The organism is Streptomyces sp. YJ-C3 (genome assembly GCF_053891275.1).
The window spans coordinates 7,729,532-7,741,683 of sequence record NZ_CM132685.1; the positions used below are offsets into that span (position 1 = coordinate 7,729,532).

Here is a 12,152-nt window from a genome sequence, read left to right on the forward strand (position 1 = left end):
CGAAGATTGACCTTGCTATCAAAGGTGAATGCCTCGACCTGGCTGCGGCGCCCGTTTCATCCCCTACGTACGGGAACCGCAGCCGCTCCCTCGAACTTTGCCGGAACTTGTCCGCAGTGCGGACACCGGGGCAGCCCTAGGCGGCGGGCAGGCCGCGTGCGGCCACGTGCGTGCGCAGCAGCTCGGCGAAGGCGCGGGAGGCCGCCGAACGGTAGCCGCCGTCCCGGGTGAGCAGCGCCGCGGTGCGGTGCGGCAGCGGTGGGTCCAGCGGCACCGGCGTCAGGCCCGGCCGGTCCAGGGTCACGGCGTCCGGCAGCACGGTGGCCAGCGACCCGCCCCGCACGATCTCGATGAGCGCCAGCGCCGAGTCCGCCTCGACGGCGACCCGCGGGGACACGCCCTGCGCCGCGAAGTAGGCGTCGATCCGCGCCCGGGTCGCGAAGTCCCCGGCGAGCAGCGCCAGGTCCCGCCCGGCCAGCTCCGCGACCGGCAGCGGCACCGGACCGCCGCCGCCCCCGGTCACCACGCCGAGCGTCTCCCTGAACAGGGGCTCGGCGGCGATCCCGGAGGCCGGGGCGTCGCCGAACGCGATCCCCACGTCGAGCTCGTCGGCGAGCAGGGCCTCCGCGATGCGGTCCTGGTCCGCATCGCGCACGGTCAGGTCGAGACCGGGGTGGCGGGCGTGCAGCGCGGCCAGGAGCGGCCCGACGAGATAGGCGGTGAAGGTGGGCGTGACGCCGAGCCGCAGGTGCCCGCGCGACAGATCGCGCACGTCCCGCACGGCCCGGTCCGCGGCCGCCAGCTCGCTCAGCGCCCGCCGCGCGTGGGCCACATAGACCTCGCCCGCGTCGGTGGCCCGGACCGTGCGCCCGGAGCGGTCCAGCAGGGGAAGGCCGACGGCGCGCTCCAGCTGGCGGATCTGCTGCGACAGGGTCGGCTGGGAGACGTGCAGGGCCTCGGCGGCACGGGTGAAGCCGCCGTGCTCCACGACGGCGAGCAGATAGCGCAGGTGCCGCAGTTCCACGGGAGCCATGACAGCAGCGTAGCCCGGGCCATAGCTGCCATCTATAGGAGACATGGACAGCGCGACTTGGACGCTATAGGTGCAGTTCAACCACACTGGGGTCATCGGTTCGCACCGGCCGGCCCGGAGGGCGAACCGCCGCGAACCACACCGACTCACCGCACGCCGACGACCCCCACCGGAGGCATCCCATGGACTACGCACAGCGCACCGTCGACCTGGCCCGCCAGAACGTCGCGGACGGCGGCCGCCCCTTCGCGACCGTCATCGTGAAGGACGGCGAGATCATCGCCGAACGCGCCAACCAGGTCGCCCAGACCGACGACCCGACGGCCCACGCGGAGGTGCTCGCCGTCCGCGACGCGTGCGTGCGGCTCGGCACCGAGCACCTGACCGGCGCCACGATCTACGTGCTGGCCCAGCCGTGCCCGATGTGCCTGGGCGCGCTCTACTACTGCTCCCCCGACGAGGTCGTCTTCGTCACGACCCGGGACGCGTACGCGCCGCACTACGTCGACGACCGCAAGTACTTCGAGCTGGACACGTTCTACGACGAGTTCGCCAAGCCCTGGCAGGAGCGCCGGCTGCCGATGCGCCACGAGCCGCGCGAGGGCGCCGTGGACGTCTACCGCCTGTGGCAGGACCGCAACGGCGGCGACCGCCGGGTGCCGGGCGCGCCGGTCTCCGGCACCGCGCGGTGAGACGGGCACGCATGACACGGGTGGGGCCCGGCCGGAACGCTCCGGCCGGGCCCCACCCGTACGACGGGACGGTCAGTGGTTGCGCGGGAAGCCCAGGTCGACGCCCGCCGGGGCCTCGGACGGGTCCGGCCAGCGGGTGGTGACGACCTTGCCGCGGGTGTAGAAGTGCGTGCCGTCGTTGCCGTAGATGTGGTGGTCGCCGAAGAGGCTGTCCTTCCAGCCGCCGAAGGAGTGGTAGCCGACGGGGACCGGGATCGGGACGTTCACGCCGACCATGCCGGCCTCGACCTCCAGCTGGAAGCGGCGGGCCGCGCCGCCGTCCCGGGTGAAGATCGCGGTGCCGTTGCCGAACGGGGAGGCGTTGATGAGGGCCACGCCCTCCTCGTACGTGTCGACGCGCAGCACGCACAGGACCGGGCCGAAGATCTCGTCCTGGTACGCCTTGGCGGACGTGGGGACGTTGTCGAGGAGCGAGAGACCGATCCAGTGGCCGTTCTCGTGGCCCTCGACCGTGTAGCCGGTGCCGTCGAGGACGACGTCGCAGCCGTCGGCCGCCGCGCCCTCCACGTAGGAGGCGACCTTGTCGCGGTGGACGGCCGTGATGAGCGGGCCCATCTCGGACGTCGGGTCGTTGCCGGGACCGATCTTGATCTTCTCGGCGCGCTCCTTGATCTTCGCGACGAGCTCGTCGCCGACCGAGCCGACGGCGACCACGGCCGAGATGGCCATGCAGCGCTCGCCCGCCGAGCCGTACGCCGCCGAGACCGCCGCGTCCGCGGCCGCGTCCAGATCGGCGTCCGGCAGCACCAGCATGTGGTTCTTGGCGCCGCCGAGCGCCTGCACGCGCTTGCCGTTGGCGGAGGCGGTGGTGTGGATGTACCTGGCGATCGGGGTCGAGCCGACGAAGGAGACAGCCGCGACGTCCGGGTGCTCCAGGAGGCGGTCGACGGCCACCTTGTCGCCGTGGACGACGTTGAAGACGCCGTCGGGCAGCCCGGCCTCGGACAGCAGCTCCGCGATCTTCAGCGACGCCGACGGGTCCTTCTCCGACGGCTTCAGCACGAAGGTGTTGCCGCACGCGATGGCGATCGGGAACATCCACATCGGCACCATGGCCGGGAAGTTGAACGGCGTGATGCCCGCGACGACACCGAGCGACTGACGGATCGACGACACGTCCACCCGGTTCGCGACCTGCGTCGACAGCTCGCCCTTCAGCTGCACGTTGATGCCGCACGCCAGGTCGACGATCTCCAGGCCGCGCGCCACCTCGCCGAGCGCGTCGGAGTGCACCTTGCCGTGCTCGGCGGTGATCAGCTCGGCGATCGCGTCGCGGTTGGCGTCCAGCAGGGCCCGGAACCGGAAGAGGATCTCGGTGCGCTTGGCGAGCGACGAGGTGCCCCAGCTCGCGTACGCCTCCTTGGCCGCGGCGACGGCCGCGTCCACCTCCTCGACGGAAGCGAAGTCGACCTGGGTGGTGACGGCGCCGGTCGCCGGGTCGGTCACCGGGCCGTGGTTGCCCGACGCGCCCTCGACGGTCTTGCCGCCGATCCAGTGGTGGACCAACTTCGTGTCAGACATGTGGGCAACTCCTGTTACGTCTGCGGTGCATCTCAGAGGTGGCGGCGTCGGGTGGTGACGTGCCGGTCGTACTCCTCGCGGGCCGTGCGGGCCGACGGTCGGTCGGCCGTCTCGGCCACGGGCACATCCCACCACGCCTGCGCCGGGGGCGGGCCCGACACTGTGTCTGCCGTTTCTGTCTCCACATAGACACATGTGGGGCGGGTCGCGGCGCGCGCCACGGCGAGCGCCTCGCGCAGTTCCCTGACCGTCTTCGCGCGGTGCACGTCCATCCCGAGGCTCGCCGCGTTCGCCGCGAGGTCGACGGGGAGCGGGGCCCCCGTGTAGCCGGCGTCCTCGTCCGGGAAGCGGTACGCCGTCGCGAAGCCCTCGGCGCCCACGGACGCGGAGAGACCGCCGATGGACGCGTAGCCGTGGTTCTGCAGGATGACCACCTTGACCGGGATGTTCTCCTGCACGGCCGTCACCAGCTCCGTCGGCATCATCAGATACGTCCCGTCGCCGACCAGCGCCCACACGGGCCGGCCGGGCGCCGCGAGCGCGACGCCGAGCGACGCCGGGATCTCGTAGCCCATGCAGGAGTAGCCGTACTCGACGTGGTACTGGTCGCGCGAGCGGGTCCGCCACAGCTTGTGCAGGTCGCCGGGGAGCGAGCCCGCCGCGTTGATGAGGATGTCCTCGTCCGTCACCAGGTCGTCCAGCGCGCCGAGGACCTGGGTCTGGGTCGGCCGGACCAGGTCGTCGTCGGCGGCGGCGTAGCAGGCGTCGACGCGGTGCTCCCAGCGCTCCTTGTCGTCCGTGTACGCGGTGACGTGGGCAGGCTCGGCGCGGAAGGCGCCGACCGCCTGGCGCAGTGCGGTCAGGCCCTCGCGGGCGTCCGCCACCAGGGGCAGCGCGGCCAGCTTGGCCGCGTCGAACGAGGCGATGTTGAGGTTCACGAAGCGGACGCCGGGGTGTGTGAAGAGGGTGCCGGAGGCGGTGGTGAAGTCCGTGTAGCGGGTGCCGACGCCGATCACCAGGTCCGCGGTGCGGGCCAGTTCGTTCGCGGTGGCGGTGCCGGTGTGGCCGATCCCGCCGACGTCGGCGGGGTGGTCGTGCCGCAGGGAGCCCTTGCCCGCCTGCGTGGACGCGACGGGGATGCGGGTCGCGTCCGCGAAGGACTTCAGGGCCTCTTCCGCGCCGCTGTGGTGGACGCCGCCGCCCGCGACGATCAGGGGGCGCCGGGACTCCCTCAACGCCTTTGCCGCGACGGCCAGTTCGGCGGCGTCGGGGGCCGGGCGGCGGATCGTCCAGGTGCGCTCGGCGAAGAAGTCGTCCGGCCAGTCGTACGCCTCCGCCTGGACGTCCTGCGGCAGCGCGAGCGTGACCGCGCCCGTGTCCACCGGGTCGGTGAGCACGCGCATCGCCTGCAGTGCGGCGGGGATCAGCTGCTCGGGGCGGGTGACCCGGTCGAAGTACCGCGACACCGGCCGCAGGCAGTCGTTGACCGACACGTCGCCCGCGTACGGGACCTCCAGTTGCTGGAGCACGGGGTCGGCGGGGCGGGCCGCGAACACGTCGCCGGGGAGCAGCAGGACGGGCAGGTGGTTGATGGTGGCCAGGGCCGCGCCCGTGACGAGGTTGGTCGCGCCCGGGCCGATGGAGGTGGTGACGGCGTGGGCGGACAGACGGTCGCTCTGCCGGGCGTAGCCGACCGCCGCGTGCACCATCGCCTGCTCGTTGCGGCCCTGGTGGAACGGCATCTCGTCGCCGTACTGGACGAGGGCCTGCCCGAGCCCCGCCACATTGCCGTGACCGAAGATGCCCCAGGTCGCACCGATCAGCCGCCGGCGGACGCCGTCGCGCTCCGTGTACTGACGCGCCAGGAAACGCACGAGGGCTTGCGCGGTGGTCAGCCGGCGAGTGCCCCCGGCCGCGCCGGACGTGCTGGACGTGCCTGACGTGCCGGTTGCGCCTGAGGTGCCGGTTGCGCCCGTCCTCCCGGACGTGCCCGTCGCGCCGGTCGTGCCCTTCGTCCCGGTCGTGCCGGACGTGCCCGTCGTCTCCTTCGTCACCGGTATCCCTCCGTCACGTGGTCGGGGTGGAAACAGATCTTCCACTCCCGCTCCTGTCCCGGCCCCGCCATGACATTCAGGTAGTACATCGCGTGCGCCGGCTGGGCGATCGACGGGCCGTGCCAGCCGTCCGGGACGAGGACCGCGTCGCCGGTGCGGACCTCGGCGAGCAGGTCGGTGCCGCCGGGGCGGGACGGGGAGACCCGCTGGTACCCGTAGCCGTCCGTGCCCGTGCCGGGGTCCGCCTCGATCTCGAAGTAGTAGATCTCGTCGAGCCGGGACTCGATGCCCGGGCGGTCCTCGTCGTGCTTGTGCGGCGGGTACGACGACCAGTTGCCGCCCGGCGTGATCACCTCGACCGCGATGAGCTGATCGCAGTCGAAGGTGTCGGCGGCGGCGAAGTTGCGGACCCGGCGGGCGCTGGTGCCGCTGCCGCGGGCCTCGACGGGTACCTCCGGCGCGGGGCCGTAGCGGACGGGGAGTCGTCGCCCGCACTTCGCTCCTGCCAGGGCGAAGCGGCCTCCCGCACCGGAGGCGATCTCTGCGCGGGTGTCGCGCGGGATGTACGCGAAGTCGCTCGCGCCGCTGAACACGCTGTCCCTGCCCAGTAGTTCGATGATCCGCCCGGACACGTCGACGGAGCAACCGCCCGTCAGAGGGAGCACGATCCATTCACACTCACCGGTGTCGAACGCGTGCCGCTGTCCGGGCGCCAGTTCGAGGATGCGCAGCGCCGCGCGGGACCAGCCGGGCAGCCCCGTCTTGTCCGGGTCGACGAGCAGGCCGTACGGGCCGTCCGCCGCGGTGCCGTTGGGGAGGTACGTCATCCCTGTACTTTCCTCCTCCTGCTGGGTACTGGTGGGCTTACAGCAGACCGACGGCCGTGTCGACCGCCCGCGCGACGTCCCCGTCCGCCGGGTACAGCAGCGACCGGCCGACCACCAGGCCCTGCACGGTGGGCAGTTGGAGCGCACTGTGCCATTTCTCGTACGCGGCGTCCTGGTCGCCGTCCTTGACGTCGCCGCCGAGCAGGACGGCGGGCAGCGTGGACGTCTCCATGACGCGGGCCATGGCGTCGGGGTCGTCGGTGACGGGGAGTTTCAGCCAGGTGTAGGCGGAGGTGCCGCCGAGCCCGGAGGCCACGGCGATGGACCGGACGACGGCCTCGGGGCTGAGGTCGTTGCGGAGCAGGCCGGTTCCGGGGTCGCGGCGGGACAGGAACGGTTCGACGAAGACGGGCAGGCGGTGTGCCGCCATGGCGTCCACCGCGCGGGCGGCGGCGGCCATGGTGCGTACGGAGCCCTCGCCCGGGTCGTCGTAGTCGATCCGCAGCAGCAGCTTGCCGGCGTCGAAGCCGCGGCGGTGCAGGTCCGCCGGGGCGTACCCGGTGAAACGGTCGTCGAGCTCGAAGGCGGCGCCCGCGAGGCCGCCGCGGTTCATGGAGCCGATGACGATCTTGTCGTCGAGGGCGCCGAGGAGGAGCAGGTCGTCGAGTACGTCGGCGGAGGCGAGGACGCCGTCGACGCCGGGCCGGGACAGCGCGAGACAGAGCCGGCCCAGCAGGTCGGCCCGGTCGGCCATGGCGAACGGCCGCTCCCCGGCGCCGAGCGCGCCGCGGGCCGGGTGATCGGCGGCGACGATCATCAGCCGGGCCTCGGGGGTGGGAAGCATCGCCCTGCGAACGCGGCGGGCCGCGGCCTCCGCGATCGCCTCGGGCCGCTCGGCCCGGAGACGGGCGAGGGTGCGGAGGTCGGGGGGCGGTGTTGGTGCCGTGTGGCGGGTGTCGTGCGCCGTCGGTTGCGTGGTGGGGGCGGGGCCGTGTCGGGGTACCTCCTCGGCCGGATGGGTCTCGTCGCCTCCGTACGCCGTAGGCGCGCTTGCGGCCTCGCGTGCGTCCATCGTCCCGTCAGGCGGCGACGCCGTCGGCCCCGGCTCCGCCTTGGGCAATCTGCCGCCTGGGGCGGCAGGGTGGGCAAGGCGGCACCCCGGCGCCGGACCACCGTCCTGGTCGGCGAGGCCCTCGGCACCGCCGGAGGCAGACCCCGAGCCACCGTCCCGGCCGGGGAAGAGCTCGGCGTGGACCCGGCCGGAGGCCAGCGCCGCCTCGACCTCCTCCCGCACCGGCATCGCCGAAGAGCACTCGAGCCGCGACGCCACGATCGCCCCGGCCGCGTTGGCGAACCGCATGACCCGGCTCAACTCCCAGCGGGCCAGCAGCCCATGACACAGCGCCCCGCCGAACGCGTCCCCCGCACCCAGCCCGTTCAGGACGTCCACGGGAAGCGGCGGCACCTCGGCCGTCTCCCCCTCGGCCGTCATCGCCAGCACCCCCTCGGGCCCCCGCTTGACGACAGCCAGCCGCAGCCCGAAGGAGAGCAGCGCCCGCGCCGCGGCGACCGGTTCGCGCTCCCCCGTCGCGATCTCGACCTCGTCGACGTTGCCGACGGCGACCGTGGCGTGCCGCAGCGCCTCGACGTAGGAGGGCCGCGCCGCCTCGGGGTTCTCCCAGAACATGGGCCGCCAGTCGAGATCGAAGACGGTGTCGCCGGATGCCCCCGCCCGGTGCGCGAGCGCGGCCAGCGTCGCCGCCCGGCTGGGCTCGGCGCTCAGCCCCGTCCCGGTCATCCAGAAGATGCGGGCGGCGCGGATCGCGTCGAGGTCGAGCTCACCGGGGGCGATCTCCAGGTCGGGTGCCTTGGGCTGCCGGTAGAAGTACAGCGGGAAGTCGTCGGGCGGGAAGATCTCGCAGAAGGTGACCGGGGTGGGGAGTCCGTCGACCGCGCTCACCCAGCGGGCGTCGACACCGAACTCCGCCAGCTGGGACCGGAGATAGTCCCCGAAGGGATCCCGCCCGGTGCGGCTGATCGTGGCCGTGCGCAGGCCGAGCCGGGCCGCCGCGACGGCGACGTTCGTCGAGGAGCCGCCGAGGAACTTGCCGAAAGCGGACACGTCCGCGAGCTTCCTGCCCGCCTGCAGCGGATACAGGTCCACCCCGATCCGGCCCATCGTGATCAGGTCGAGCTCGCTGCGGGCCATCCGGGGTTCCCTTCGACGACGCTGTTCGGCGGGACTGCTGCCAGATCTAGCCCCGTTCCCACCCCCCTGTCAACATTTTGTCCTGACATTCGGACCATGCCTTGACACTCTTCTCCGGGGCCCTCAAGGCTGGTCCCATGACGACCCGGACATCACGGTCAGCACGCATCCGCATCGGCTCGGCACCCGACTCCTGGGGCGTCTGGTTCCCCGACGACCCGAAGCAGGTTCCCTGGCAGCGCTTCCTCGACGAGGTGACCGAGGCCGGCTACGAGTGGATCGAGCTGGGCCCGTACGGCTACCTGCCGACCGATCCGCGGGTGCTGGGCGAGGAGACCGGCCGGCGCGGGCTGAAGGTGTCGGCGGGCACCGTGTTCACCGGCCTGCACCACGGGCCGGCCGTCTGGGAGCGCACCTGGGACCACGTCGCGTCGATCGCCGCCCTGACCCGGGACATGGGCGCCCGCCACCTGGTGGTCATCCCCTCCTTCTGGCGCGACGACAAGACGGGCGAGGTGATCGAGGACTCCTCGCTCACCGCCGAGCAGTGGGGACATCTGGCCGCGGGGACCGAGCGGCTCGCGCGCGAGGTGGGCGAGCGGTACGGGCTGCGGGTCGTCGTCCACCCGCACGCCGACACCCATATCGACACCGAGGAGAACGTCGCCCGCTTCCTCGACGCCACCGACCCGGACCTCGTGTCGCTGTGTCTGGACACCGGGCACTACGCGTACTGCGGCGGCGACAGCGTCAAGCTCATCGAGACGTACGGGGAGCGCATCGGCTATCTGCACCTGAAGCAGGTGGATCCGGCGGTGCTGGCCGGGGTGCGCGAGCGGGGCACCCCCTTCGGGCCGGCCGTGGCTCAGGGCGTGATGTGCGAACCCCCGCTCGGTGTGCCGGAGTTGGAGCCGGTGCTGGCCGCCGCCGAGCGGCTCGACGCGGATCTCTTCGCGATCGTCGAGCAGGACATGTACCCGTGCGAACCGGAACGGCCGCTGCCGATCGCCCGTCGCACCCGGGGCTACCTCAGGTCGTGCGGCGTGTAGCAGTATCGACGGATGAGTTCTCGCGTCACGAGTTCCTCACGGCCCGCCATCCGTCCCGCCCGCTGCCCCAGCGGCACCTGGGAGACGGCCGCCGCGCGCCCGCACCCCCGGCTGCACCCGGGCGTCATCGGCTACCGCGGCTACCGCCTCGCCTTCCCCGGACCGCGCGCCCGCCTGGAGGCGCCGATCGGCGCGGTGACGCTGATGCTCGGTTTCCGGGGGACGGTCCGCGTCACGGAGGCGACGGGCGGCTGGGTGGGGGTGGGCCGGGACGGCGGCGTCCGTCCCGCGGGGCTGCGCACGACCGAGCTGTCCTCCGTGCTGTCGGGTCTGACGACCACGCCGGTCCTCGGCGAGCACGACGGCCGGCTCAGCGGCGTGGAGGTGCTGCTGACGCCGTGGGCCGCCTTCACGATCTTCCGTACGCCGCTGCACGAGCTGACCGGCTGGCGGGTGCACCCGGACGAGCTGGGCGCGCTCCCCGCCGAGGAGGTCGCGGAACTGTCGTACTCCTTGGGCGAGTTGACGAGCTGGCGGGCCAGGTTCCGGCTGCTCGACGAGACGCTGGGCCGCTGGCTGGAGTCGGGGCCGCGGTGCGCGAGCGGCACCGTGCGGGCCTGGTACGCGCTCACCCACAGCGGCGGCTCCGTGCCCGTCGGCCGCCTCGCGGACCACGTCGGCTGGAGCGTACGGCACTTGGAGAACCGCTTCCGGGAGCAGATCGGGCTGAGCCCGAAGGCCGCCTCACGGGTGCTGCGCCTGCAGCGGGCCCGCCGGCTGCTGTGCGCGGGCAGTACGCAGGCCGAGACGGCCGCGGCCTGCGGATACTACGACCAGGCGCATCTGAGCGGTGAGTTCAAGGCGCTGACCGGCTGCACTCCCCGCGAGTTCGCCCTCGCGCGCGGCATCCGCGTCGACCCGGACGGACCGCCGGCCGCGGACCGCCTCGCCGGGGAGGCGACGAGCCTGATCCTGCGGCGTGAGGGCCGCTCGGACAGTGCGCATTTCTCCAAGACCGGCGGTCCGCCCTGACGGCACCCTTGTCCCTTCGAACCACGTGACCGGGGGGATGCGGGGAGCGGTGGGCCGGACCTGGCGCAGCGGGTCCGGCCCACCGTGCTGTGCGGGTCCGGTCCGGCGGGCCGCACGGGTCCGCTCCCGTCCCGTTCTCTCCCTCCGTGCGCCGGTGCATGCGCCCGCAACGCGCCCTCTTTACCTCATTCACGTCACAAACGCCCCCTTCCTGTCACAGATGTCAGACCTACGCGGGTTCTACGTCACAGGGGCCCCACAGGCCCTCCCTTCACCTCGGTGCACATCGTTCTCCGGGCACAGGGTGAGTGATCGCAGGCGGCCACCCCCGAGCCGCCGTCGCGACACCCGCCAGGGAGGAGCCACTGATGACCGACCACCGGCTCTGGTCGTACAAGGACATCGCCGCGCACATCCGGGTCCAGCCCGACACCGTCCGCTCGTACCGCAAACACGGTCTGCTGCCGCCCCCGGACCACGTGGAGGGCGGCAAGCCCTACTGGTACGCCGACACGGTCCGCGCCTGGGTCGCCTCCCGCCCCGGCAACAGAGGCCGCAGGAATGACTGAGCGACGAGGCGCCCCGCCCGCGTTGACACCGCTCGTGATCAATACGCCTGGGGCCTGCCCGGAGGGGCTTGATACGGCTCGACGACCGTCACTCCGGCCCCGGCGGCCGACCCCATCGAGGCCAGCGCCCGGGGCGCGTCCCCCAGCGCAATCACCGACGTCACCAACAGCTCGGGCCGCACCAGACCGCCCCGCACCATCTCCAGCATCCGCGGATACGCGTGCGCGGCCATCCCGTGACTGCCGATCAGCTCCAGCTCCCACGCCAGGGCCCGCCCCATCGGCACCACCGGATCCTCGGGCAGCAGCCCCACCTGCACGTGGCGGCCCCGGCGCCGCAGCCCGCGCACCGATGCCGCACAGGTCGCCACCGACCCCAGCGCGTCCAGCGACAGATGCGCTCCGCCGCCCGTCACCTCCCGTACGGTGTCGGCCACATCGTCCACCGCGGTCGCGTCGACGCACTCGACGGCCCCGAACTCCCTGGCCAGTCGCAGCGCGCCGGGCGTCACGTCCACGGCCACCACGCGCGCCCCGGCCGCCGCCGCGATCATCACGGCGGACAGGCCCACCCCGCCGCAGCCGTGCACCGCGACCCACTCGCCGGCCGCGGCCCGGCCCTGCTGCACCACGGCCCGGAACGCGGTCGCGAACCGGCAGCCGAGACCGGCGGCGGCCCCGAAGGCCATCCCGTCCGGCACCGCCACCAGGTTCACGTCGGCATGGTCCAGGGCGACGTACTCGGCGAAGGAACCCCAGTGCGTGAACCCGGGCTGCGTCTGCCGCTCGCACACCTGCTGGTCCCCGGCCGCGCAGGCCGGGCAGTTGCCGCACGCGCACACGAACGGCACCGTCACCCGGTCCCCGGCCCGCCATCCGCGTACGTCGGCGCCCACCGCCTCGACGACCCCGGCCAGTTCGTGCCCGGGCACGTGCGGCAGCACGATGTCCGGGTCGTGGCCCATCCACCCGTGCCAGTCGCTGCGGCACAGCCCGGTGGCCTCGACGCGCACGACGACCCCGTGCGGCGCGGCCACCGGGTCCGGCACCTCACGCACCTCGGCCGGCTCGCCGAACCGCTCGAACACGACGGCACGCATGCGGCC

General features: G+C 73.1%; 10 protein-coding genes and 1 pseudogene. 4 read left to right on the forward strand and 7 right to left on the reverse strand.

What is annotated here, in order from left to right; all coding sequences use genetic code 11:
* Positions 1–136 precede the first annotated feature (136 nt).
* On the reverse strand, positions 137–1,033 hold the full coding sequence (cynR, locus tag ACVHNB_RS34870) for a transcriptional regulator CynR (RefSeq protein WP_456226717.1): 897 nt from the start codon (positions 1,031–1,033) through the stop codon (positions 137–139).
* Positions 1,034–1,215: 182 nt separating this feature from the next.
* Between cynR and ACVHNB_RS34875 the strand changes: the two genes are divergently transcribed.
* Positions 1,216–1,725, forward strand: a complete 510-nt coding sequence (locus ACVHNB_RS34875; RefSeq protein WP_428954579.1) for a nucleoside deaminase — start codon at positions 1,216–1,218, stop codon at positions 1,723–1,725.
* A gap of 72 nt (positions 1,726–1,797) precedes the next feature.
* Here ACVHNB_RS34875 and mmsA read toward each other — a convergent pair whose 3' ends face one another.
* The 5 genes and pseudogenes from mmsA to iolC form a co-directional block, all read right to left on the reverse strand.
* Positions 1,798–3,306, reverse strand: coding sequence for a CoA-acylating methylmalonate-semialdehyde dehydrogenase (mmsA, locus tag ACVHNB_RS34880; protein ID WP_456226718.1), 1,509 nt, complete (start codon positions 3,304–3,306; stop codon positions 1,798–1,800).
* Between the two features lie 32 nt (positions 3,307–3,338).
* On the reverse strand, positions 3,339–5,201 hold the full coding sequence (gene iolD, locus ACVHNB_RS34885) for a 3D-(3,5/4)-trihydroxycyclohexane-1,2-dione acylhydrolase (decyclizing) (RefSeq protein WP_428957664.1): 1,863 nt from the start codon (positions 5,199–5,201) through the stop codon (positions 3,339–3,341).
* A gap of 155 nt (positions 5,202–5,356) precedes the next feature.
* Entirely contained in the window at positions 5,357–6,187 is an 831-nt protein-coding gene (iolB, locus tag ACVHNB_RS34890) for a 5-deoxy-glucuronate isomerase (protein WP_456226719.1), read from the reverse strand.
* 37 nt (positions 6,188–6,224) lie between these two features.
* A complete protein-coding gene (locus ACVHNB_RS34895) occupies positions 6,225–7,259 on the reverse strand; it encodes a Cgl0159 family (beta/alpha)8-fold protein (protein WP_456228985.1) in 1,035 nt (344 codons plus the stop codon).
* Positions 7,260–7,439: 180 nt separating this feature from the next.
* A pseudogene (gene iolC / locus ACVHNB_RS34900) lies at positions 7,440–8,396 on the reverse strand (5-dehydro-2-deoxygluconokinase); the annotation flags it as partial.
* A 137-nt stretch (positions 8,397–8,533) separates the two neighbouring features.
* On the opposite strand from iolC, the gene ACVHNB_RS34905 reads away from it, so the two are divergent.
* The 3 genes from ACVHNB_RS34905 (at position 8,534) to ACVHNB_RS34915 (ending at position 11,046) form a co-directional block, all read left to right on the forward strand.
* Positions 8,534–9,445 carry a sugar phosphate isomerase/epimerase family protein gene (locus ACVHNB_RS34905; RefSeq protein ID WP_456226720.1) on the forward strand — a complete coding sequence of 304 codons (912 nt, stop codon included), beginning with the start codon at positions 8,534–8,536 and terminating at the stop codon, positions 9,443–9,445.
* 12 nt (positions 9,446–9,457) lie between these two features.
* The gene (locus ACVHNB_RS34910) at positions 9,458–10,477 is read left to right on the forward strand and encodes a helix-turn-helix domain-containing protein (protein WP_428954575.1); all 1,020 of its coding nucleotides are present in this window, start codon (positions 9,458–9,460) and stop codon (positions 10,475–10,477) included.
* 368 nt (positions 10,478–10,845) lie between these two features.
* Positions 10,846–11,046 (forward strand): helix-turn-helix transcriptional regulator, encoded by a 201-nt coding sequence (locus ACVHNB_RS34915; protein ID WP_428954574.1) that lies wholly within the window; start codon positions 10,846–10,848, stop codon positions 11,044–11,046.
* Positions 11,047–11,084: 38 nt separating this feature from the next.
* On the opposite strand, the gene ACVHNB_RS34920 is transcribed toward ACVHNB_RS34915, so the two are convergent.
* The gene (locus ACVHNB_RS34920; protein ID WP_456226721.1) at positions 11,085–12,146 is read right to left on the reverse strand and encodes a zinc-dependent alcohol dehydrogenase family protein; all 1,062 of its coding nucleotides are present in this window, start codon (positions 12,144–12,146) and stop codon (positions 11,085–11,087) included.
* Positions 12,147–12,152: the final 6 nt, after the last annotated feature.